The organism is Streptomyces sp. NPDC004134 (genome assembly GCF_042874195.1).
Taxonomy (GTDB): Bacteria; Actinomycetota; Actinomycetes; order Streptomycetales; family Streptomycetaceae; genus Streptomyces.
This window is the reverse complement of record NZ_JBIAMS010000001.1, coordinates 182,542-204,146: the sequence shown is the minus strand read 5'-3', so window position 1 is coordinate 204,146 and position 21,605 is coordinate 182,542. Positions and strand designations below refer to the sequence as shown.

Below are 21,605 nucleotides of genomic sequence, written 5' to 3'. Positions count from 1 at the left end.
TGTGGCAAGTGGATCTCGGCGGCGACGTGACGCGGATATCGGGGTGGCGGATCCAGTTGCCGGGCTGGACCCGTGTCGGGACAGTCCGGATCAGCCGAGAGGGACCGTGGCAGCGCACCGCTCCTCGCGCGGATGAGAAGCGGACGAGCAGGACGATGTCCCTCTTGGATCGCCGACTCGGCGCCGCTCTCACCCTGAAGGGGTCACTCCGCCCTGGCGACGCCCACGGGGCAGCTCACGCCCGTGCCGCCTATGCCGCAGTAGCCGCCCGGGTTCTTGTCCAGGTACTGCTGGTGGTACGCCTCCGCCGGGTAGAAGGGGCGGTCGGCTGCCGGGAGGATTTCCGTGGTGATGTCGCCATAGCCCGAGGCGGAGAGGACCTGCTGGTACGAGGCGCGCGAAACGTCCGCCGCCTTCGCCTGGGCGGGGGTGTGGGTGTAGATCGCCGAGCGGTACTGGGTGCCGATGTCGTTGCCCTGGCGGAAGCCCTGCGTCGGGTCGTGGGACTCCCAGAACAGCTTGAGCAGCTCCTCGTACGACACCACCGCCGGGTCGTACACCACCCGGACCGCTTCGGTGTGGCCCGTCCGGCCCGAGCAGACCTCCTCGTACGTCGGGTGCGTCGTGTGCCCGCCCTGGTAGCCGACCAGGGTCGTCCACACGCCCGGCGTCTGCCAGAAGTTGCGCTCCGCGCCCCAGAAACAGCCCAGACCGAAGTCCGCGACCTCCAGGCCCTCCGGGTACGGGCCCTCCAGCGGGTTGCCCAGCACCGTGTGACGCTCCGGGACCCCGAAAGCGGGCGCGGCGCGGCCGGGAATCGCCTCGTCCTTGGTCACCAGGTGGTTCTTGTGGCGGTTCAGGAACATCTCCGGCCTCCTCCGCTGACGCTGCTGATTACCCTTCCAAGGAACGTATCGCTCACCTCAGACATTCCCCGCCGCCTCACTTCAACGCCGCACCCCTGCCGCCCTCGTACCCCGCCACCGCCAGCGCCCGGTACGCCGCGTACTCCGCCGCCGGCTGCTCGCTCAGCGACCACGGGAGCGCGCCCACGTACCCGTCCACGTGCCGCATCTGCTCCAGCGCCTCCTCGTACCGCTCCGCCCGCACCAGGAAGCACGCCAGCAGGTGCCGTACGTGCGGCAGCATCGGGTGGTCCGCCGGGGCGTGGTGCACCGCGTACTGCGCGCCCTCGATCGCCTGCCTGACGACCTCGCCCTCGTACAGCCCCCGCACCAGGTTCGCCTCCGGCAGGTGCTCCCAGACCGCGAACAGCGGCAGCGCGGGCAGCAGCGTCCCCGGCCCCGCCGATGAGGCCGCGCGCTGCGCGAAGTCGTACGCCGCCTCCCTGGAGCCGTGCCACTTCTCGCACGCGTACTGCAGTGCCGCGAGGTGCGCGCCCATGTGGTCGCCCGCGCGCTGTTCGACCGTGTGCCACAGCTCCTCGAAGTCCGCCTCGCGGTAGTGCGCCCCGCGCGCGATGGCCAGCTCGATGATGTACGGCATGGGGCTCCCCGGCGCCAGCATCGCCGCCTCCGCGCAGACCTTCTTCGCCTCCTCCAGGATCACCGGGAACTCCGCCGCCCCCACCCCGGCCATCCACGCCTGCCGCACCAGGAACTCCGCGTGCACCTCGGCCCCGCCCACGTCCTTGGGCTTCTCCGCCCGCCACGTGCGCAGCCACGCCCCGCCCTCGCCCGGCGCCCGCGCCAGCTCGAAGGCCGCCGCCCCCGCCAGCGTCTGCACCCGCTGCCAGCGCAGCTCCCACTCGTCGTCGGTGAGCGCGAGGAGCCGGGAGGCGGCCTGCCAGTCCTGGTCCTCCTGCAGCTCCTGCAGGACCTCGGCGAGCTGCGGGTCGGGGCCGGGCAGGCGGACGTCGAGCTCGTCGAGGGGTACGAAGCCGTAGCTTCCGGCCGGGTCGACGGCCCGCGCGTTCGACTGCAGCACCTCCCGGCCGCCCCGGGCCCGCCGCAGCAGGGGCACGGCGACCCATGCGATCAGTGCGATGGCGAGGAGTGCGAACAACAGTTCCATTAATGTGTCCTGGGTTCTCAAAGAGGGTGCGGGCCGGGCTGGTACACGTACGGGTCCTCCCCTCCAGCAAACCAGACGGCCGCGCGCAACGGCCCCCCTCCAGGGCTTATCCTCGGGCCGCATGAGCCAGCCCAGCTTCGAGACCGTCGCGATCCACGCGGGCCAGGAGCCCGACCCGGCGACGGGCGCGGTCGTACCGCCGATCCACCAGGTGTCCACGTACAAGCAGGACGGGGTGGGGGGCCTGCGCGGAGGCTACGAGTACAGCCGTTCCGCGAACCCCACCCGCACCGCCCTGGAGCAGAACCTCGCCGCGCTGGAGGGCGGGGCCCGCGGCCTCGCTTTCGCCTCCGGCCTGGCCGCCGAGGACTGCCTGCTGCGCACCGCGCTCACCCCCGGCGACCACGTGGTCATCCCGGATGACGCGTACGGCGGCTCCTTCCGGCTCTTCGCGCAGGTCGCGGCGCGCTGGGGGGTGGAGTTCTCGGTCGCGCACACCGGCGACCCGGCGGCGGTACGGGCCGCGCTCACCGACCGTACGAAGCTGGTGTGGGTGGAGACGCCCAGCAACCCGCTGCTCGGCATCACCGACATCGCCGCCTCCGCCGCCGTCGCGCACGAGGCCGGCGCCCTGCTCGTCGTCGACAACACCTTCGCCAGCCCCTACCTGCAGCAGCCGCTGGCGCTCGGCGCCGACGTGGTCGTGCACTCCACGACCAAGTACATGGGCGGGCATTCGGACGTCGTCGGCGGCGCGCTCGTCGTGGCCGACCGCGAGCTGGGCGACCGGCTCGCGTTCCACCAGAACGCGATGGGCGCGGTGGCCGGTCCGTTCGACGCCTGGCTGGTGCTGCGCGGCATCAAGACGCTGGCCGTGCGGATGGACCGGCACAGCGCCAACGCGGCGCGCGTCGCGCACATGCTGGACCGGCACCCGCGGGTGACGCACGTGTACTACCCGGGTCTCGAAGACCACCCGGGGCACGAGACGGCCGCGAAGCAGATGCGCGACTTCGGCGGCATGGTGTCGTTCCGCGTCGAGGGCGGCGAGGAAGCGGCGGTCGAGGTCTGCAACCGGGCGCGGCTGTTCATCCTCGGGGAGTCGCTCGGCGGCGTCGAGTCGCTGATCGAGCACCCGGGGCGGATGACGCACGCCTCGGCGGCGGGCTCGCCGCTGGAGGTGCCGGACGACCTGGTGCGGCTGTCGGTCGGGATCGAGTCGGTGGACGACCTGCTGGCGGACCTCACGCAGGCCCTGGGCGGCTGAGGACGGGACGCACCGGGCCGGGACACCCCGGCCCGGGACCCACAGGCCCGGGACCCGCCAGGCCGAGACGCGCCGGGCCTGGCCACAGCGGACCGAGACGTACCAGGTACGGGACCCACCACCCCGTTACGCACCAGCCCGGGGCCGTCGAAGCCGTCCCCGCCAGCGGCGCCGGCGGCCGCGGCCTCACCAGCCGTCGAAGTCCGGCGTGGTCTGCGCCGGGTGATCCACCCACGCTCCGCTCACCGCGGCCCACACCGCCAGCGCCACCAGCGCCGCGACGAGCAGCAGCCACACCCCGGTGCGCAGCAGCGTCCGGCGCCGCAGCAGCCGCCGGCCGCGCGCGGCGGCCAGGTCGGCGAGCTGCGGCGGCACGGCGGGGTGCGGGCCGTCGAGCAGGTCGCGTACGGCCTGCTCCTTGCGGGCGGTGATCGAGATCATGACGTCGCCACCTCCCGTCGCGTACGCCCCGGGGCCGGTGTGTGCCGGCTGAGCATGGCGGCGCTGGCCCGCATCAGTATCTGGTGGACCCGCTCGGGCGGCAGCCCGAGCGCGGCCGCGGTCTGCTCCTCGGCGACGCCCTCCGACATCCGCAGCACGAGCACCAGCCGCTCCTGCGGCGACAGCCGGTCCAGCAGCCCGCCGGTGGTGCGGCGGTAGCGCCAGGAGGTCTGCGCGTAGCGGGCGACGAGCTGCTGCCGGGCCGCCTCGTACGGATCCTCGCCGCGCAGCCGGTCCCAGCGGGCGTACGTACGCGCCAGGGCCTGGGTCAGCAGCCGCTCGGCCTGCGGGGCGGCTTCCGGCGGTTCGGCGGTGAGCAGTTGGGCGGCATGCAGCAGCCGACCGGCCGCGCCCGCACAGAAGGTCTCGAACTCCAGGGCACGGCGGCGCTGTTGTACCGAGCGCCGCTGACGCACAGCGCTGCTCCCTTCACCGCCCTCGATCCCATAGGACGGCAGCCGGGCGCCGGGGTCAAGATGTCGGCAGCACCGAACGTCGGCAGAGCACCTGACGTCGTCAGCCGCCCCCGTCCCGCGGGCCGCCCAGCCCGTCCCGCTCCCCGCTCTCCTTGCCGTTCCCCCCTGCGTTCTCCTCCCCGTCCTGCCGGCCGGACTGCCGGCTCTCCTGCTGCCCGGCGTTGGCCTGCGAGACCGAGGTGTTGAACCGCGTGAGCAGGGTGCAGAACGTGGCCCGTTCTATCGCCGTCCAGTCGGCCGTCAGCCGTGCGACCAGCTCGCGCCGCGAATCCTGCACCTCGTGCAGCCGGGCCGTGCCGAGCGGCGTCAGCTCCAGCACGACCGCGCGGCCGTCCTCGGGGTGCGTGGCGCGCTTGACCAGCCCGCCGTCGACGAGCGGCGCGACCTGCCGGGTCACGGTCGAGGAGTCGATGCCCATGCCGGCGGCGAGGGCCTTGACGCCCGTGGGGCCGTGCTGTTCGAGGCGGTTGAGCAGCAGGTAGGCGGCGCGGTCCATCGTGTTGCGCATCTGCCCGGCGCCGGCGAGGCGCGTCTGCTCGGCGCGGCGGGCGAAGACGGCCAACTGATGCTGCAGGTCGTTCAGCAGGTCGGCCGGTGCTGGGGTGTCGGTGGGAGAAGGAGGGGAGGGCATGGACGGTGCTCACTTCGTGAGGACGTTCACTGGCTGCGGATCTGGCTGCCGGCACGGTCAGGGCGGCAGGGAGTGCGAACGGACGGCTGTGGATACGGGTGGGGGCACGGACACGGGCGCGGGTCGGTCCGTGGGACGGGGGATGAACATCGGATTCGAACTGGGCCACAGATTACGCGGCCCTGCCGTTTGCCGTACGGCCTGTGGAAAACCCCCTGTGGAAAACCCGGCGTCATCTCAGCGTGCGAGACTGTGACCATGAGCGCAGCCGCGGCCGGTGCCGTCAGTCTGGACGACGTTCGCGACGCACAGAACATCCTCGCCGGTATCGCACGGGTCACTGCGCTGGAGGGCAGCAGGTTCCTCTCCCGGCTGGTCGACGCGCCCGTTCATCTGAAATGCGAGAACCTGCAGCGGACCGGTTCCTTCAAGCTCCGCGGCGCGTACGTGCGCATCGCCGGGCTCGGCGAGGGGGAGCGCCACCGCGGCGTGGTCGCCGCCAGCGCAGGGAACCACGCGCAGGGCGTCGCCCTGGCCGCATCGCTGCTGGGCGTGCGCTCGACGGTCTTCATGCCGGTCGGCGCCCCGCTCCCCAAGGTGGCCGCGACGCTCGACTACGGCGCGGACGTGCGCCTCCACGGGCAGGTCGTCGACGAGACGCTGGAGGCGGCGGAGTCGTACGCCGCGGCGACCGGCGCCGTCCTCATCCACCCCTTCGACCACCCCGACGTGGTGGCGGGCCAGGGCACGGTCGGCCTGGAGGTGCTGGAGCAGTGCCCCGAGGTGTCGACGATCGTGGTGGGGATCGGCGGCGGCGGCCTGGCGGCCGGGATCGCGGTGGCGGTGAAGGCGGTCCGCCCCGACGTGCGGATCATCGGCGTGCAGGCTGAGGACGCCGCGGCGTACCCGCCCTCGCTCGCGGCCGGGCGGCCGGTGGCCCTGGAGTCGTTCGGGACGATGGCGGACGGCATCCAGGTCGGCAAGCCGGGCGACGTCCCCTTCAAAATCATTGGCGAGTACGTGGACGAGGTGCGTACGGTCTCCGAGGACGCGCTGTCCGCCGCGGTACTGCTGTGCCTGGAGCGGGCGAAGCTGGTCGTCGAGCCGGCCGGAGCGGCGCCGGTCGCCGCACTGCTGTCCGATCCGGCGGCCTTCGGGGGCGGTCCGGTGGTGGCGGTGCTCTCCGGCGGGAACGTCGATCCGCTGCTCGTCCAGCGCATCCTCCGGCACGGCATGGCGGCGGCGGGGAGGTACCTCTCGCTGCGGCTGCGCGTGACCGACCGCCCGGGGGTGCTGGCGACGCTCCTGGGGGTGTTGTCAGAGGCGGACGCTAACGTCCTCGACGTGAGTCACGTGCGGACGGATCCGCGCCTCGGGCTCACGGAGGCCGAAGTGGAGCTACAGCTAGAGACGAAGGGGCGGGAGCACTGTGATCGGGTGCTCGATGCGCTCCGGAAAGCCGGGTACACGGTGACTGCCTGACACACACGAGTACGGCGAGCACGAAGCGCTGCCTGACGCCACCACGCCCCACGGGCATCACGCGTCACGGAGCGCCCCCGCGCACGACACACGGGCCGCGCGCCGCGGCGCCGCCGGCCCGGCCCGTACGCAACGACGCGCATCGGCGCACACAACCCCCCTCAGCCCACCATTCACCCACCTCACGCGACTCTGTCACTCGCGACTTGACGCGATATATCGCGTGTTCTATTCTCCTGCTGTTGCCCGATCGTCCACCCATGTCTGACATTTCTTGAGAAGTGCCGCCAGACCGTCCAACACCACCGACTTCCACCCAACCTGGGGAGATCTCTATGCCAGGCGCCATCCACGCCGAAGGGCTGGTCAAGCACTTCGGCGATGTGCGGGCACTGGACGGCGTCGATCTCGACGTCCCCGAAGGCTCCGTTCTCGGCCTGCTCGGTCCCAACGGGGCCGGCAAGACCACCGCCGTCCGTGTGCTGACCACGCTGCTGCGACCCGACGCCGGGCGCGCCGAGGTCGCGGGGATCGACGTCCTCAAGCATCCGAACGAGGTGCGCAGGTCCATCGGCCTCTCCGGCCAGTTCGCCGCGGTCGACGAGTATCTGACCGGCCGCGAGAACCTCCAGATGGTCGGCCAGCTCTACCAGTTGAGTTCGCGCGACGCCAAGGCGCGCGCGGGCGTGCTGCTGGAGCGGTTCAACCTCGCCGACGCCGCCGACCGCACCGCCAAGACGTACTCCGGCGGCATGCGCCGGCGGCTCGACCTGGCCGCGGCGCTCGTCGTCGAGCCGCCCGTGATGTTCATGGACGAGCCGACCACCGGCCTCGACCCGCGCAACCGCCAGCAGCTCTGGGACGTCATCCAGGAGCTGGTCAAGGGCGGCACGACCCTGCTGCTCACCACGCAGTACCTGGAAGAGGCCGACCACCTGGCGCACGACATCTGCGTCATCGACCACGGCCGCGTCATCGCCCGCGGCACCTCCGACGAGCTCAAGGCCCAGACCGGCGGCGAGCGCGTCGAGGTCGTCGTCCACCAGCGCGACGAGATCTTCGCCGCCAGCGAGGTCCTCGGCGCCCTCGGCCAGGGCGAGGTCACGGTCGCGGACCACACCCGCAAGCTCACCGTGCCCGTCAGCGGCGGCGCCCGGCTGCTCGCCGACGTCATCCGGGACCTGGACGAGCGCGGCATCGCCATCGACGACATCGGGCTGCGCCGTCCCACACTGGACGACGTGTTCATCTCGCTCACCGGCCACGCGGCCGAGACCGAGGACGGGAAGGCCATCGAAGGCAGCGACCCCAGGGCCGCCGCCGACGCCGCGAAGGAGACCGACAAGTGACCGCCTCGACCGCCCCGGCGCGCCCGGGACCCACGGCGCCACCGTCCCTGGGGGGTGTCGGCCAGTCCGCCCGCGACTCGCTGGTCGTCGCCAAGCGCAACCTGCTCCGGATGTCCCGGATCCCGGAAGTCGTCATCTTCGGCCTGATCCAGCCGATCATGTTCGTGGTGCTGTTCTCGTACGTGTTCGGCGGCTCCATGAACGTCGGCGGCAGCACGAACTCCGAGGTGTACCGCGAGTTCCTGATGGCCGGCATCTTCGCCCAGACCGTCACCTTCGCCACCGCGGGGGCGGGCGCCGGCATAGCCGAGGACATGCACAAGGGGCTCATCGACCGCTTCCGGTCGCTGCCCATGGCCCGCGGCGCGGTCCTCACCGGCCGCACCCTCGCCGACCTGGTGCAGACCGCGCTGACGCTGGTGGTGCTGGCCCTGGTCGCCGCGCTGGTCGGCTGGCGGTTCCACGAGGGCGTGCTGAAGGCGCTGGCCGCGTTCGCCCTGCTGCTCCTGCTGGGCTACGCCTTCACCTGGGTCGGGGCGCTCATCGGGCTGTCGGTGCGTACGCCCGAGGCGGCCACGTCCGGCGGGCTGGTCTGGCTGTTCCCGGTGACGTTCGTCTCGAACGCCTTCGTGGACTCCACCAGGATGACGCCCTGGCTGCGGCACATCGCCGACTGGAACCCCTTCAGCGCCACCGTGCAGGCGTGCCGCGAGCTGTTCGGCAACCCGGGCGTCAGCCAGTCCGACGCCTGGCCGATGCAGCACCCGGTGCTGGCCTCGCTTATCTACTCGGTCGCCATCATCGCGCTCTTCCGCACGCTGGCCGTGCGGAAGTACCGCAACTCCGCCGGGTAACGCGCCCCGCGGCGCACGTCGAAGCCCCCGGTCCGGGAATCTCGTTCCCGCCGGGGGCTTCGCGATGGGCTGCTGCGTCCGGCGCGCGCTCAGGCTGCGTACGGCTTGGCGTTGAGGATCGTCACCATCGCCTTCTTGCCGTTCGGCAGCTCGTAGCTGGCTTCCTCGCCGATCTTCTTGCCGTTGACTCCCCTGCCCAGCGGCGACTGCGGCGAGTACGTCTCGACGTCCCCGCTCGCGTACTCCCGGGAGGCCATCAGGAAGGTCAGGGTGTCGCTCTCGTCGCCGTCGAAGGCGATCGTGACGACCATCCCGGGCTCGACGACACCGTCGTCCGGCGGGGCCTCGCCGACCTTCGCGTTCTCGAGCAACTGCTGAAGCTGGCGCACGCGCAGCTCCTGCTTGCCCTGCTCCTCCTTGGCCGCGTGATATCCGCCGTTCTCCCGCAGGTCACCCTCTTCGCGAGCCGCCTCGATCTTCTTGGCGATCTCGCTGCGTGCGGAACCCGACAGGTGCTCCAGCTCGGCCTTGAGCTGGTCATACGCCGCCTGGGTCAGCCAGGTGACGTTGTCGCTGGTCTGGGTCACAGGTGCTCCTTGTCGGTGGTGGTTCTGGTGCTGGGGGAACTTCTCATGGGTCTGTGATGCAGCAATCGCCCTACCCAGAAGAATTGCGCCTTCGTGGGTGGGGCGAAACCACGATCGTAACAATTCCGGCAGCGAGACGGCGACTCTTATCGCTCGTCGGCCGCCTTGCAGCCGACGAGCTCGGCGTTGGCGCCGCGCGCCGTGGTCCGGATCGACACCACGGTGTCGACGCGGGTCTTCCGCGCGTCGATGCGCACGTCGCGGACGCCGACCTCGGACTTGTCCGCTGCCAGCGAACGCAGCGTGCAGACGGCGTCGACGTCGGTCTTCTTGCGGACCTCGATGTGCGCCTGGACCTCGGTGTCGGACATCACCTGGAAGCGGATCAGCTCCCCGGACGCCTTCGAACCGGCCGTCGCGTCCACAGCGCCCCAGGCCACGAAGCCGAGCAGGGCCGCGCCGAGCACGGCGCCGATGACCTTCAGCCGCCTGTCGGCACGGGCGTCGGCCGAGCGGCCGTAACGGCCCTCGGGCAGCGTTTGGGGCGCACCGGCCATGATGGTCCCTCCCGGCAGAGCGGCTGGCTGCGGCTGACGGCGGAATGAATTGTCAGTCCGCTCAGTCACTATAGAAGCCGGCCTAGACGACCTGTTACCGAGGATTGAATCTGTGAGCGATGACCTGCGGCTGATGGCCGTCCACGCGCACCCCGACGACGAGTCGAGCAAGGGTGCGGCCACCATGGCCAAGTACGTCTCGGAGGGCGTAGAGGTCCTGGTCGCCACCTGCACGGGAGGCGAGCGGGGGTCGATCCTGAACCCGAAGCTTCAGGGCGATGCCTTCATCGAGAAGAACATGCACGAAGTACGGCGCAAGGAGATGGCCGAGGCGCGGGAGATCCTCGGCGTGAAGCAGGCATGGCTGGGGTTCGTCGACTCCGGGCTGCCGGAGGGGGACCCGCTGCCGCCGCTGCCGGAGGGCTGCTTCGCCCTGCAGGAGGTCGACGAGGCGGCGGAGGCGCTCGTCCGGCTGATCCGCGAGTTCAAGCCGCAGGTCATCACGACCTACGACGAGAACGGCGGCTATCCCCACCCCGACCACATCATGACCCACAAGATCACGATGGCCGCCTTCGACGCCGCGGGCGACCCCGAGCGCTACCCGGACGCGGGCGAGCCCTGGCAGCCGCTGAAGGTCTACTACAACCAGGGCTTCAACCGGCCGCGGACCGTCGCGCTGCACGAGGCGATGCTCTCGCGCGGGCTGGAGTCGCCGTACGGGGAGTGGCTGGAGCGGTGGAAGGAGTTCGAGCGCAAGGAGCGCACGATCACGACGTACGTGCCGTGCGCCGACTTCTTCGCGATCCGCGACAAGGCGCTGATCGCGCACGCGACGCAGATCGACCCCGACGGCCCCTTCTTCAAGATCCCGATGGAGGTCCAGCAGGAGGTCTGGCCCACCGAGGAGTACGAGCTGGCGAAGTCGCTCGTGGATACTTCCCTCCCCGAGGACGACCTCTTCGCCGGCATCCGCGACAATTGAGCGTGTGAACACCACATTGGCTGCCGATCTCGTCCCGCTCGCGGAGGAGCTCGACAAGAACAAGGTCACGCCGGGCGTCCTCGGCTTCATCGTCTTCGCGCTTCTCGGCGTCGCGGTGTGGTTCCTGCTGAAGAGCATGAACCGGCATCTGGGCCAGGTCGACTTCAAGGAGAAGACCGACCGCGGCGACGCCGGTCCGGGCGGCTCCCGCCCGGAGGGCGAGGGTCCGGGAGACGGGGGCGACCCGCGTGACGACGCGCCCCGTGGGGACGCACCGCGCGGGTCGGCCCCGCGCGGTGACGCGCCCCGCGGCGGCGCCCCGCGCGACGACAGCCCGCGGGGCGAGTCGCCGCGCACCCCGGCGCCGGCGGAGAGCCCGGCGGACGACAAGCAGCCGGTCGGCCGCCGCCGCTGACGGCATCCGGCGGGCACGGCCCTGCGCCCGTCGTCAGCGGCGGGCACCGTCTCTGGGCTGTCACGGCCAGTGGCCGGTACGGATCAGTTGGCCGGTACGGACGGAGTCCGCACCGGCCCCGATCGGTGCGCCGTACGCGTGGCCGTCCGATACCCCGGCCGGGGACGCCAGGCGCGGTCAGCACCCGGCTCCGCCGCTGCCCTGCCTGAGCGTCACCGGATGCGGCCGGACGACCGCGGTCGGTCAAGAGGACCGCGCCTGGCTTTCGGGCCGCGGGTCAGCTCGCCGACCCGCGGTCAGCCCGCCAGGGCGTCGCCCGCGGGTGCCGCGCCGTCCAGCGGAACGCCCATGACCTCCCGGGCGTGCCGGCTCGGGACCATCCCCAGGCGCCACGCCTGCCAGCCCGTCTCCGGCTCCACGCCCCGCTCCAGCACGAGCTGGAACGTCTCCGCGTAGTCCTCCAGCGCCGGGTCGACCGTCCCGCGGCGCCCCGCGGTCGCCGTCCGCAGCTCGTCCAGCAGCTCCGACAGCTCCTGCTGCGCGACCGCCGCACCCACCACCGAGCCGCCAGGCGAGGCGAACGGCAGCAGCGTGCAGCGCAGGAACCGGGCCCACGTCGCCCCCCGCCGGTCGCCGATGCCGCCGAACAGGTCCATCGCCGTGTCCACCAGCTCCAGCGCCTGCCCCGCGCGGCCGTTGCCCGCGTCGATCACCGCAAGCTCGATGCAGGACCACGCCTCGCCGTGGGCCACGCCCACCCGGCGGAAGTCCTGCCTGGCGTCCTGGAGCAGCTGCCGGGCGAAGCCGCTGTTGCGCAGCGTGCCGGTCTGCTCGGCGCGCAGGTCGCGGGTGACCCGCGCGGAGTGGTGCCGCGCGCAGGCCAGCCCGTACACGTCCCGCATGCGGCTGAACATCGAGCGGGACCGCTCCAGCGCCCGCACCGCCGACTCCCGCTTGCCCGCGCCCTCCTGGGCCTGGCCCAGGTAGTACAGCGTCCATGCCTCACCGCGCGCGTCGTCGTTCTCCCGGTGCCGGGCGAGGGCGGCCTTGAGCTGCGTCACGGCCGTGGCCGGATCGGAGGCCACCAGCCGGGCGCGGGCGAGCTGCGTCATCGCCCAGGCCTCGCCGCGGCCGTCGCGGGTGCGCGCGTACTTCTCCAGCGCCTCCTCCAACTGCACCTCGGCCCCCGGGACGTCGCCCATCCGCAGCCGCACCTGGCCGAGCTGGAAATGCGCCCATGCTTCGCCGTGCACGCTCTCGCTCTCCTGGTGCAGCGCGAGCGCCTGGTCCAGCAGCGTCAGCGCGTCGCCCAACTGGGCGCGGTCGCGCAGGACGGCCGCCAGCGCGTGCAGCGTCCAGGCGCGGTCGCCGCGCATGTTCTCGCCCTGCTGCATCTGCAGGGCCTCGCGCAGCTTCGCCTCCGCCTCGCGCAGGCTGCCCTGCTGCTGCAGGGTGATGCCCAGGTCGCGCAGGGCCCGGGCGGCGCCGGCGGAGTGCTGCGCCTCTCGGTAGAGGTCGACCACGGAGGACAGCGTCGAGCGGGCCTTGTCCAGCTCGCCGAGCTGCCGGGCGGCGACGCCCGTACGCCACTGCACCGAGCGCATCAGCAGCCCCTGGTCGGCGGCCTTGGTCAGCTCGTTCAGCTCACCGAGGCGGTACAGGTCGCCGCGCAGCAGGCAGTAGTCCGCGAGGGCGCCCAGCAGATGCAGCACGGCGGCCTGGTCCACGCCCTCGGCGTGCCGCAGCGCGGCGGTGATGAAGCTCTGCTCGTCGTCCAGCCAGCGCAGCGCGGAATCCAGCGAGGTGAACCCGTGCGAGCCGAACCGGTCGGCGCGCGTCGACGTACGCCCGTCGACCAGCCGGATCACGGAGTCGGCCAGCTCCGCGTAGCTGCGGATCAGCCGCTCGTGCGCGGCGGCGCGCACCTCCGGGTCCTCCTCGTCGAGCAGGCGGGCGTACGCGAAGCGGCGCACCAGGTCGTGCACCCGGAAGCGGGAGCTGCGCACGTGCTCCACCAGCCCGGCGCGGGCCAGCGCCGTCAGCCGCTTGCCGGCCTCCTCCTGGCCGACGTCGAGGAGCGCGGCGCAGGCCGCCGCCCCCAGGCTCGCCCGGCCGACCAGCGACAGCCGGCGCAGCAGCGCCCGGGTCGGCTCCGGCAGGTCGCCGTAGCGCAGCCACAGCGCGCGCTCCACGGGACCCACCGGCCCGTAGGCGTCCAGCGCCTCCGCGAGCCCGACCATGCTGCGCCCGTCCAGCGCGGAGCCCGCGATGCGCAGCGCCAGCGGCAGCCCGCCGCAGAGCATCCCGATGCGGTCGGTGGACTGAGCGTCGTACGGGTCGGCGGAGCGCTCCGCGCCCTCCGTCCCCTGGACCATCGCGCTCAGCAGCTCCTCGGCCGCGGTCGGCTCCAGGCCCTCGACGGGCATGTGGTGCACCCACGCGTCGAGGTCGTCGGGAAGCTCAAGACGCTCCCGCGAGGTCACCAGCACCAGGCTCTCGGAGCGCTCCGGCACCAGCAGCCTGACCTGCTCGGCGTCGACCGCGTCGTCCAGCACTATCGACACGGGCAGCGACGTCAGATGCTGGTGGTACAGCTCGATGAGCCGGCGCAACTGCGCGTCGTGCGCCGGGCGCTCGCGGAACATGAGCTGGTCGCGGGGGGCACCGAGGCGGTTGAGCAGGTGCAGCAGCGCGTCCCGGGTGGGCAGCGGGTCCTCGCCCAGGCTCTCGCCGCGCAGGTCCACCACCACGGCGGCGCGGAACTGCTCGCGCAGTTGGTGGGCGGCGCGGACCGCGAGCGTGGTGCGCCCGGCACCGGGCGGGCCGTGCAGCAGCACGACGGTCGGCTTGGTCTCCGTACTGGCGCGGCCCTGCTGCACCCACCCGGCGATCTGGGTGAGCTGCGCCTTGCGGCCCACGAACACCCGGGCAGCCTCGGGGAGCTGGCGGTAGGACTGCTCCAGGGTGGCCCGCTGCCGCGCCTCCTGGCTGCGGTTCCGGCGCGACTGGGGCTCACGGTCCGTGCCCCCGCCACCGGCCGTGCTCGGCCGCGGGCGGTCGGCGGCGGGCTCGGCGCGGCTGCCGGTGCGGGTGGCGGCCGAGATCATGCGCTGCTGGTCGAAGAACGGCCGTACGCCACGCAGCTCCAGCGCGGTCAGCCACTGCAGCCGGAGCTGCTCCGGGCCGCCGGGCTGCCGGGCGGCGCCCGAGCGCGTGTTGCCCGAGAGCCAGTGGGCCAGGCCGATCTGCACCAGGCCCGCGCCGAGCCCGGCGAGGCCGGCGGCCACCCCGGTCCAGAGCGCGGCGGTCGAGCCCAGGCCCTCTTCGGCGGAGACGAGCAGGGCGACGGCGGCGGCGGTGAGCGTCGCCGTCACGGCGGGCCCGATCGACTGGGGGGTGAAGCGCTCGGCGAGCGAGCGCCTGCCGGCGGCGGCCTCGTCCAGCGCGCGCACGTACACCCCGTATTCCTCGGCGGCGCGCTCCGCCATGTCGTCCAGCGCCGCCCGCGCCCGGCCGAGCAGCACCACGCCGTCGGTCCGGCCACCGGAGCGGCGCACTTCTTCCTCCACGGCGCGGGTGAGAAGAAGCTCCGCCTCCCCCCGATGCTTGTCGCGCAGTCGGGACGCTGTGCCCGGCATGTGCTCCCCTCCCATACCCGTCGCTCGCTCGTGCAGTTGCCTTGCACTGCCAAGTCTTCCGCGTTTCCCGGGCATTCGGCATCCCCCTGTGGATAACTCGGCCGGATGACGCGGTGAATGAAGAGCTGATATCACCGCGTATCCGGTCCCCGAGCGGAATTGGGGGGCGGGGAAAACACGGACCGGCGGGTACGACGCCGTTGTCGTATCCGCCGGTCCGGTCGGCCGCGTACCAGGTCAGCCCAGGCGGTTGACCAGCGCGCGGTACTCGTCCCACAGCTCCTTCGGAGTGCGGTCGCCGAAGGTGTCGAGGTGCGCGGGGATCAGCGCGGCCTCCTCGCGCCAGACCTCGGGGTCCACGGAGAGCAGGAAGTCGAGCTGCTCGTCGGTGAGTTCGAGCCCGTCGACGTCCAGCGCGCCCTTGGCGGGCAGCACCCCGATGGGGGTCTCGACGCCTTCGGCCTCGCCGTTGAGCCGTTCGACGATCCACTTCAGTACGCGGCTGTTCTCGCCGAACCCGGGCCAGACGAACGATCCGTCCGCGTCCTTGCGGAACCAGTTGACGTAGAAGATCTTCGGCAGTTTCGCGGCGTCGGCGGAGGCGCCGACCTTGAGCCAGTGGCCGAAGTAGTCGCCCATGTTGTAGCCGCAGAAGGGCAGCATGGCGAACGGGTCGCGGCGCAGCTCGCCGACCTTGCCCTCGGCGGCGGCGGTCTTCTCGGAGGCGACGTTGGCCCCGAGGAAGACGCCGTGCTGCCAGTCGAAGGACTCGGTGACCAGCGGCACCGCGGTGGCGCGGCGGCCGCCGAAGAGGATGGCAGAGATGGGCACGCCCCGGGGGTCCTCCCACTCCGGCGCGATCGTGGGGCACTGCGCGGCAGGCACCGTGAAGCGGGCGTTGGGGTGGGCGGCGGGGGTGCCGGAATCGGGGGTCCAGTCGTTGCCGAGCCAGTCGGTGAGGTGCGCCGGGGGCTCGTCGGTCATGCCCTCCCACCACACGTCCCCGTCGTCGGTGAGGGCGACGTTGGTGAAGACGGAGTTGCCCCACAGGGTCTTCATGGCGTTGGCGTTGGTGTGCTCGCCGGTGCCGGGTGCGACGCCGAAGAAGCCGGCCTCGGGGTTGATGGCGTACAGCCGGCCGTCCTCGCCGAAGCGCATCCAGGCGATGTCGTCGCCGATGGTCTCCACGGTCCAGCCGCGGGTGGTCGGCTCCAGCATGGCGAGGTTGGTCTTGCCGCAGGCCGACGGGAACGCGGCGGCGACGTACTTGGCCTCGCCGCGCGGCGGGGTGAGCTTGAGCACCAGCATGTGCTCGGCGAGCCAGCCCTCGTCGCGCGCCATGACGGAGGCGATGCGCAGGGCGTAGCACTTCTTGCCCAGCAGGGCGTTGCCGCCGTAGCCGGACCCGTACGACCAGATCTCGCGGGTCTCGGGGAAGTGCGAGATGTACTTCGTCGAACTGCACGGCCAGGGCACGTCCTGCTGCCCGGGCTCCAGGGGGGCGCCGACGGAGTGGACGGCCCTGACGAAGAAGCCGTCGTCGCCCAGCTCGTCGAGGACCGCGCGGCCCATGCGCGTCATGGTGCGCATGGCGGTGGCGACGTACGCGGAGTCGGTGATCTCGACGCCGAGCGCGGAGAGCGGGGAGCCCAGCGGGCCCATGCAGAAGGGGACGACGTACATCGTGCGGCCGCGCATGGCGCCGCGGAAGAGGCCGCCGTTGCCTGAAGTGCCGGTGAAGACCTCGCGCATCTCGGCGGGGTCCATCCAGTGGTTGGTCGGCCCGGCGTCCTGCTCCTGCTCGGAGCAGATGAACGTACGGTCCTCGACCCGTGCGACGTCGGTCGGGTCGGACGCGGCGTAGTACGAACCGGGCCGCTTGACGGGGTCCAGCTTCGTGAACGTGCCCTTGGCGACGAGCTCGGCGCACAGGCGGTCGTACTCCGCCTGGGAGCCGTCGCACCACACGATCTCGTCGGGCTGGGTGAGGTCGGCGATCTCCTGGACCCAGGAGACGAGCCCTTGGTGCTTGGTCGGGGTGGTCATGAGTGCCGCTTGCTCCAGATGTAGAGGGTTTGGGCCGTTTCTTCTCTGATGTCACATCTATCTGGTTTTCAAGACCGTTACCCCTTGGGGGTGCCAACCCGGTCGCCGCTCATATGAGCCCATCCGGTGTCGGGTGTGCGCTCGTTTGATGATGAGGTAGCTCAGACGTCATGTCCAGCGGGCTCCTGAGTGAACAGCGCCACTCCCGGGCCGCTGCCTACGGACGCGTAGGTAGCATGGGCGCATGAGTGCGACGGGCGAGGGAGAGCTGCAGCGGGTCGCGAACGCCGCGGCCGCCGTGCTCAAGCCGCGGCTGCGTGGCTGGTTGCACGCGGTGATGTTCCCGGCGGCGCTGTTCGCCGGCGTGCTCCTGACGGCGATGGCCGAGAGCCCGCGCGGCCGGCTCGCCTGCGCCGTCTACACGTTGACGGCTTGTCTGCTCTTCGGCGTGAGCGCGCTCTACCATCGCGGCGAGTGGGGGCCCCGGGGCACCGCCGTGCTGCGGCGGCTCGACCACGCGAACATCTTCCTGATCATCGCGGGCACGTACACGCCGTTCACGATCCTGCTGCTGGAGGGCGGCAGGCAGCAGGCGCTGCTCTGGTTCATCTGGGCGGCGGCGCTGGCCGGGATCGCGTTCCGCGTGCTGTGGGTCGGTGCGCCGCGGTGGCTCTACACGCCGTGCTACATCGCAATGGGGTGGGCGGCGGTGTTCTTCCTGCCGGACTTCATGCGCGCGGGTGGTATCGCGGTGCTCGTCCTGGTGATCGTGGGCGGTGTGCTGTACAGCGCGGGCGGCGTGATCTACGGGATCAAGCGGCCCAACCCGTCGCCGCGTTGGTTCGGCTTCCACGAGGTCTTCCACTCGTTCACGCTGGCGGCGTTCGCCGTCCACTACGTGGGGATCTCCCTCGTCGCGTACCGCCACGCCTGAGCCGCGCGGGGCGTGTTCGCACACGAGTGTCCGACTGTCCGGGTGATCCGATCGTGTCGGCTCGTGAACGTCCCGGGGCGAAAGCCGCGAGGGTGCTGTTATCGGTGCCTACGATCCCCCGCTCCTCGTGGAGGCAGAAGATGCGCATCCGTACGCTCGCCCGCTCCCTCGCTGCCGGTGCCCTCGTGATCGGTCTCGCCGGTGCCGGCGCGGCTTCGGCTCAGGCCACCTCGCACCCGAAGCACGACAAGCAGTGCTGCTCCAAGTGGTTCAACCAGGAGATCAGCAAGAAGATCAACACCGAGATCCACAAGAAGTGGAACAAGACCGAGGTCGAGATCGACGTCGACAACAACATCAACAACCGCATCAGCGGCAACAAGTACACGGAGATCAACCCCACCGCCTCCGTGCAGTTCGGCCCGCTGCAGAGCTACGACCGTGAGGCGATCGTCATCGGGCGCTGAGCCCTCCGGCCCTGCTGCGGCAGGGCGCTCGCGGCACCACGCGGAGGCACTCTCCACGGATTCCGGGTCCGGCCCGCACGTCCCGACGTGCGGGCCGGACCTTCGCCGTGTCCGCGGTCAGCCGGTTGTCCACAGGCGGTTGTCCACAGGTCTGGCGATCAAATCTGGGAGTCGCTACGTTTTGCGAGTGACTTCCAAAAGGCGCTGGTGGGCTCTCGGCGGGCTCGTCATGGCGGTGATCGTCGTGCGTACGGTGATGGGCCTGGGCGGGGCGCTGGTCATGCCGCACGCGGTCGCCGAGCGGTTGGGCGCACCGCGGCTCGCGGAGTCGGCCCACTCCGCGTATGTGCACGGCATGGGCCTGGCGTTGCTGGTCTGCGGAATCACCGCGCTGGTCACGGCGGTCGTCACCGCCGTCCGGCTGCCCGACGGCGGACGAGAGGAGGACCGGGGATCAGGGAGCCCGCGGAAGGAGGGGAGAGCGGGCCGCGGCGCCGGAATAGCCGCGGCCAAGGGCGGTACAGGACAATGAGGAGCATGGCCTCCTCCCGTACCTCCGCCACCCCACCCGTCGCCGCCTCCCAGGCGGCTTCGGTCGCCGAGGCCGGGCTCGGTCTGCGCGAGCGCAAGAAGCTGCGCACCCGCCAGGCGATCAGGCAGGCGGCGTACCGGCTGATCGGGAAGCAGGGGTACGAGCAGACCACCGTCGAGCAGATCGCCGAGGCCGCGGAGGTCTCGCCGAGCACCGTCTTCCGGTACTTCGCGACCAAGGAGGACATCATCCTGACCGACGAGTACGACCCGGTGCTGGAGCAGGCCATCCTCGACCGGCCGGCGGACGAGCCGCCGCTCGTCGCGCTGCGGGAGGCGGTGGTCGCCTCGCTGCGGCTGCTGTACGACGAGTTCCGGCCCGAGTTCGTGCTGCGGATGCAGTTGGTGCGCGAGGTGCCGGCGCTGCGGGCGCAGATGCACGAGGGCATGGACCAGAACGTCGAGTTGCTGTGCAGGGTGCTCTCCGAGCGCACCGGGCGGCCGAGGGACGACTTCGAGCTGCGGGTGGTGGTGGGGGCGATCTTCGGGGCGCTCACGCAGATGCTGTTCGAGTGGGTGGACCGGGGCCCGGACTGCGACCTGGTGGAGACGGTCGACCGGGCGCTGGCTGTCCTGGAGCGCGGCCTGACGCTGTGAGACCGCCCGCCTGGCGCTCTTGGCGGGCCCGCGTCTCAGCCGTGCGGGGGTGCGGCCGGGGCCAACTGGGCGCGTAGCTCCTCGGGCCCGGTCACCGGGGCGGCGCAGACGAAGTGGCGGCAGACGTACGCGGCGGGAGCGCCGTCGACGAGGGGCCGGTCCGCGAGGAGGGGGACGGCGTCCGGATCTCCGGGCAGTACGGCGGTGGGTCCGGTGGTCGCCGCTGCCTCCGGAGCCTCATCCGTACCGGAGGGCGGCCCGATGGCGATCACCGCGCCGGGGGCGGGGGAGAGGAGGGCCGTGCGGTGCAGTTCAGCGCGGCGGGGGTCATCCGGGGTGCCGACGACGGCCACCTCTCGCGGACCGTCCAGCGCCGCTTCCGCCGCCGCCAGGCCCCAGCCGACGAAGCGGGGCGCCCGCGGGCCCAGCTTCGCCACGATGCCGAGGGCCTGCCCGGCGGCCTCGCGGTGCCGTTCGCTGCCGGTGTACGCGGCGTAGGACAGCAGCGCCGCGGCGGATGCCGTCCAGCCGGACGGCGTCGGGTTGTCCGTCGGGTCCTGGGGGCGCCGGATGAGCTGTTCGGCGTCGTCGGCCGTGTCGTACAGCGTGCCGCCCTCGCCCCGGAACCGGTCGAGCACGGTGTCGAGCAGCAGCCCGGCGAGGTGCAGCCACGTGCCCTCGCCGGTGACGGCGGTGAGCGTGAGGAAGCCCTCCGCCACGTCGCCGTAGTCCTCCAGCACGCCGGCGTTGCCGCCGGCCGCGCCGCCGCGCGAGGTGCGGACGAGCCGGGCCACCGTGCCGGGCCCGCCGGCGCCGTCCGTCATGTGCACCCGTACCAGCAGATCCGCCGCCGCCACCGCGGCGTCGACCAGGTCCGGCCGGTCGAAGTACGCGCCGATCTCGGCGAGGGCGGCGATGGCCAGCCCGTTCCACGCCGTGACCACCTTGTCGTCGCGGAACGGCCGCGGCCGTTCCGCCCGCGCCGCCGTCAGCCGCTCCCGTACGGAGGCGTTCCGCCCGGCGTCGAACGGCGTCCCGGTGTCGGGCAGTTGCAGCACCGAGGCGCCCTCCTCGAAGGTCGCCGCCGCCGGCGCCCCGGGCACGCCGTAGTACGTACCCGCCAGCGCCGCGTCCTCCGCGCCGAGGACCTGGCGCAGCTCGCCGGGCGTCCACACGTAGTACGCGCCCTCGGCGTGCCCGCCGCCGTCCGGCCGGTCGCTGTCGGCGTCCAGCGCGGAGGCGAAGCCGCCCTCCTCGGTGCGCAGCTCGCGCACCAAGAAGTCCGCGGTCTCCAGCGCCACCCGCCGGGCCAGCTCGCTGCCGGTCGCGCGCCAGAGGTGGGCGTAGACGCGGGCCAGCAGGGCGTTGTCGTAGAGCATCTTCTCGAAGTGCGGGACGACCCACTCCGCGTCCACCGAGTAGCGCGCGAAGCCGCCGCCGAGCTGGTCGTAGATGCCGCCGCGGGCCATCGCCTCGCAGGTGGCCTGCACCATCTCCAGCGCCGCCGCCGAGCCGGTGCGGGCGTGGTGGCGCAGCAGGAACTCCAGCACCATCGGCTGCGGGAACTTCGGCGCGCCGCCGAACCCGCCCCGTACCGCGTCGAACTCCTTCGTCAGCTCCAGCAGCGCCCCATGCACCTCAGCCGCCCCGGGCGCCCCGCCTCCCGGCGCGCCGAGCGTCCGCCCGGCGAGATCGGCGGCAACCCGCGCCGCCACCTCGGCGACCTCCCCCCGCCGATCCGCCCACGCCGCCGCGACCCCCTGCAGCACCTGCCGGAACGACGGCATCCCGCCCCGCGGCCGCGGCGGAAAGTACGTCCCGAAGTAGAACGGCTCCGCATCGGGCGTCAGAAACACCGTCATCGGCCACCCACCCTGCCCGGTGGCAGCCTGCACCGCCTCCATGTACACGGCGTCGACGTCGGGCCGCTCCTCGCGGTCGACCTTGATGCTGACGAACCCGGCGTTCAGCTCCGCGGCGGTCGCCTCGTCGGCGAAGGACTCCCGCGCCATCACATGGCACCAGTGACAGGAGGCGTACCCCACCGACAGCAGCACGGGCACATCCCGCCGCCGCGCCTCCTCGAAGGCTTCAGGCGACCACGGCCACCAGTCGACCGGGTTGTCGGCGTGCTGCTGGAGGTAGGGCGAGGTGGCGTCGGCCAGTCGGTTCACAGGCCCAGCCTCTCATTCCC

General features: G+C 72.1%; 20 protein-coding genes. 10 read left to right on the top strand and 10 right to left on the bottom strand.

The features are described from left to right. Positions 1-203 precede the first annotated feature (203 nt). Entirely contained in the window at positions 204-866 is a 663-nt protein-coding gene (gene msrA, locus ACFYVJ_RS00880) for a peptide-methionine (S)-S-oxide reductase MsrA (protein WP_388885101.1), read from the bottom strand. A gap of 76 nt (positions 867-942) precedes the next feature. Then, positions 943-2,034, bottom strand: a complete 1,092-nt coding sequence (locus ACFYVJ_RS00875; RefSeq protein WP_388885099.1) for a hypothetical protein — start codon at positions 2,032-2,034, stop codon at positions 943-945. A 121-nt stretch (positions 2,035-2,155) separates the two neighbouring features. On the opposite strand from ACFYVJ_RS00875, the gene ACFYVJ_RS00870 reads away from it, so the two are divergent. Next, positions 2,156-3,301: a cystathionine gamma-synthase gene (locus ACFYVJ_RS00870; protein WP_388885097.1), complete on the top strand. Its 1,146-nt coding sequence runs from the start codon at positions 2,156-2,158 to the stop codon at positions 3,299-3,301. A gap of 186 nt (positions 3,302-3,487) precedes the next feature. Here the strand turns inward: ACFYVJ_RS00870 and ACFYVJ_RS00865 are convergent, their stop codons facing one another. The 3 genes from ACFYVJ_RS00865 to ACFYVJ_RS00855 form a co-directional block, all read right to left on the bottom strand. After that, positions 3,488-3,742, bottom strand: a complete 255-nt coding sequence (locus tag ACFYVJ_RS00865) for a hypothetical protein (protein ID WP_388885095.1) — start codon at positions 3,740-3,742, stop codon at positions 3,488-3,490. Continuing rightward, positions 3,739-4,218, bottom strand: a complete 480-nt coding sequence (locus tag ACFYVJ_RS00860; protein ID WP_388885093.1) for a sigma factor-like helix-turn-helix DNA-binding protein — start codon at positions 4,216-4,218, stop codon at positions 3,739-3,741. The genes ACFYVJ_RS00865 and ACFYVJ_RS00860 overlap by 4 nt, the downstream gene beginning before the upstream one ends. A 100-nt stretch (positions 4,219-4,318) precedes the next feature. Next, positions 4,319-4,909 carry a MarR family winged helix-turn-helix transcriptional regulator gene (locus tag ACFYVJ_RS00855; protein ID WP_388885091.1) on the bottom strand — a complete coding sequence of 197 codons (591 nt, stop codon included), beginning with the start codon at positions 4,907-4,909 and terminating at the stop codon, positions 4,319-4,321. Between the two features lie 258 nt (positions 4,910-5,167). Here ACFYVJ_RS00855 and ilvA point away from each other — a divergent pair, with 258 nt between their 5' ends. The 3 genes from ilvA (at position 5,168) to ACFYVJ_RS00840 (ending at position 8,594) form a co-directional block, all read left to right on the top strand. Further along, positions 5,168-6,391 carry a threonine ammonia-lyase gene (gene ilvA, locus ACFYVJ_RS00850; RefSeq protein ID WP_388885089.1) on the top strand — a complete coding sequence of 408 codons (1,224 nt, stop codon included), beginning with the start codon at positions 5,168-5,170 and terminating at the stop codon, positions 6,389-6,391. Between the two features lie 335 nt (positions 6,392-6,726). Then, positions 6,727-7,740, top strand: coding sequence for an ATP-binding cassette domain-containing protein (locus ACFYVJ_RS00845; RefSeq protein WP_388885087.1), 1,014 nt, complete (start codon positions 6,727-6,729; stop codon positions 7,738-7,740). Next, the gene (locus tag ACFYVJ_RS00840) at positions 7,737-8,594 is read left to right on the top strand and encodes an ABC transporter permease (RefSeq protein WP_388885085.1); all 858 of its coding nucleotides are present in this window, start codon (positions 7,737-7,739) and stop codon (positions 8,592-8,594) included. Before ACFYVJ_RS00845 ends, ACFYVJ_RS00840 begins: the two co-directional genes overlap by 4 nt. Before the next feature lie 89 nt (positions 8,595-8,683). Here the strand turns inward: ACFYVJ_RS00840 and greA are convergent, their stop codons facing one another. Together greA and ACFYVJ_RS00830 are read right to left on the bottom strand one after the other, a co-directional pair. Beyond that, on the bottom strand, positions 8,684-9,181 hold the full coding sequence (gene greA, locus ACFYVJ_RS00835) for a transcription elongation factor GreA (RefSeq protein ID WP_101421935.1): 498 nt from the start codon (positions 9,179-9,181) through the stop codon (positions 8,684-8,686). 146 nt (positions 9,182-9,327) lie between these two features. Then, positions 9,328-9,738: a DUF4307 domain-containing protein gene (locus ACFYVJ_RS00830; RefSeq protein WP_388885082.1), complete on the bottom strand. Its 411-nt coding sequence runs from the start codon at positions 9,736-9,738 to the stop codon at positions 9,328-9,330. A 112-nt stretch (positions 9,739-9,850) separates the two neighbouring features. Here ACFYVJ_RS00830 and mca point away from each other — a divergent pair, with 112 nt between their 5' ends. After that, a complete protein-coding gene (gene mca, locus ACFYVJ_RS00825) occupies positions 9,851-10,723 on the top strand; it encodes a mycothiol conjugate amidase Mca (RefSeq protein ID WP_388885080.1) in 873 nt (290 codons plus the stop codon). Between the two features lie 4 nt (positions 10,724-10,727). After that, the gene (locus ACFYVJ_RS00820; RefSeq protein ID WP_388885078.1) at positions 10,728-11,138 is read left to right on the top strand and encodes a hypothetical protein; all 411 of its coding nucleotides are present in this window, start codon (positions 10,728-10,730) and stop codon (positions 11,136-11,138) included. A 296-nt stretch (positions 11,139-11,434) separates the two neighbouring features. Here ACFYVJ_RS00820 and ACFYVJ_RS00815 read toward each other — a convergent pair whose 3' ends face one another. Both ACFYVJ_RS00815 and ACFYVJ_RS00810 read right to left on the bottom strand, forming a co-directional pair. Beyond that, positions 11,435-14,776: a tetratricopeptide repeat protein gene (locus ACFYVJ_RS00815; protein ID WP_388885076.1), complete on the bottom strand. Its 3,342-nt coding sequence runs from the start codon at positions 14,774-14,776 to the stop codon at positions 11,435-11,437. Positions 14,777-15,013: 237 nt separating this feature from the next. Continuing rightward, the gene (locus ACFYVJ_RS00810; protein WP_388885074.1) at positions 15,014-16,822 is read right to left on the bottom strand and encodes a phosphoenolpyruvate carboxykinase (GTP); all 1,809 of its coding nucleotides are present in this window, start codon (positions 16,820-16,822) and stop codon (positions 15,014-15,016) included. A 244-nt stretch (positions 16,823-17,066) separates the two neighbouring features. Here ACFYVJ_RS00810 and ACFYVJ_RS00805 point away from each other — a divergent pair, with 244 nt between their 5' ends. The 4 genes from ACFYVJ_RS00805 (at position 17,067) to ACFYVJ_RS00790 (ending at position 19,411) form a co-directional block, all read left to right on the top strand. Then, a complete protein-coding gene (locus ACFYVJ_RS00805; RefSeq protein WP_388885072.1) occupies positions 17,067-17,756 on the top strand; it encodes a hemolysin III family protein in 690 nt (229 codons plus the stop codon). A gap of 140 nt (positions 17,757-17,896) precedes the next feature. Beyond that, the gene (locus tag ACFYVJ_RS00800) at positions 17,897-18,223 is read left to right on the top strand and encodes a hypothetical protein (RefSeq protein ID WP_388885070.1); all 327 of its coding nucleotides are present in this window, start codon (positions 17,897-17,899) and stop codon (positions 18,221-18,223) included. Positions 18,224-18,410: 187 nt separating this feature from the next. Further along, entirely contained in the window at positions 18,411-18,755 is a 345-nt protein-coding gene (locus tag ACFYVJ_RS00795) for a hypothetical protein (RefSeq protein WP_388885068.1), read from the top strand. A gap of 5 nt (positions 18,756-18,760) precedes the next feature. Continuing rightward, complete coding sequence (locus ACFYVJ_RS00790) at positions 18,761-19,411, top strand: TetR/AcrR family transcriptional regulator (RefSeq protein ID WP_388885066.1); 651 nt, start codon at positions 18,761-18,763, stop codon at positions 19,409-19,411. 35 nt (positions 19,412-19,446) lie between these two features. On the opposite strand, the gene ACFYVJ_RS00785 is transcribed toward ACFYVJ_RS00790, so the two are convergent. Next, on the bottom strand, positions 19,447-21,585 hold the full coding sequence (locus ACFYVJ_RS00785; protein ID WP_388885064.1) for a thioredoxin domain-containing protein: 2,139 nt from the start codon (positions 21,583-21,585) through the stop codon (positions 19,447-19,449). Positions 21,586-21,605 lie beyond the last annotated feature (20 nt).

Coding starts and splice junctions, on each gene's coding strand:
- ACFYVJ_RS00810 (WP_388885074.1), bottom strand. CDS start 16,822: ATGACCACCCCGACCAAGCACCAAGGGCTCGTCTCCTGGGTCCAGGAG.
- ACFYVJ_RS00845 (WP_388885087.1), top strand. CDS start 6,727: ATGCCAGGCGCCATCCACGCCGAAGGGCTGGTCAAGCACTTCGGCGAT.
- ACFYVJ_RS00830 (WP_388885082.1), bottom strand. CDS start 9,738: ATGGCCGGTGCGCCCCAAACGCTGCCCGAGGGCCGTTACGGCCGCTCG.
- ACFYVJ_RS00805 (WP_388885072.1), top strand. CDS start 17,067: ATGAGTGCGACGGGCGAGGGAGAGCTGCAGCGGGTCGCGAACGCCGCG.
- ACFYVJ_RS00815 (WP_388885076.1), bottom strand. CDS start 14,776: ATGCCGGGCACAGCGTCCCGACTGCGCGACAAGCATCGGGGGGAGGCG.
- ilvA (WP_388885089.1), top strand. CDS start 5,168: ATGAGCGCAGCCGCGGCCGGTGCCGTCAGTCTGGACGACGTTCGCGAC.
- msrA (WP_388885101.1), bottom strand. CDS start 866: ATGTTCCTGAACCGCCACAAGAACCACCTGGTGACCAAGGACGAGGCG.
- ACFYVJ_RS00800 (WP_388885070.1), top strand. CDS start 17,897: ATGCGCATCCGTACGCTCGCCCGCTCCCTCGCTGCCGGTGCCCTCGTG.
- ACFYVJ_RS00865 (WP_388885095.1), bottom strand. CDS start 3,742: ATGATCTCGATCACCGCCCGCAAGGAGCAGGCCGTACGCGACCTGCTC.
- ACFYVJ_RS00855 (WP_388885091.1), bottom strand. CDS start 4,909: ATGCCCTCCCCTCCTTCTCCCACCGACACCCCAGCACCGGCCGACCTG.
- ACFYVJ_RS00790 (WP_388885066.1), top strand. CDS start 18,761: ATGGCCTCCTCCCGTACCTCCGCCACCCCACCCGTCGCCGCCTCCCAG.
- ACFYVJ_RS00870 (WP_388885097.1), top strand. CDS start 2,156: ATGAGCCAGCCCAGCTTCGAGACCGTCGCGATCCACGCGGGCCAGGAG.
- ACFYVJ_RS00875 (WP_388885099.1), bottom strand. CDS start 2,034: ATGGAACTGTTGTTCGCACTCCTCGCCATCGCACTGATCGCATGGGTC.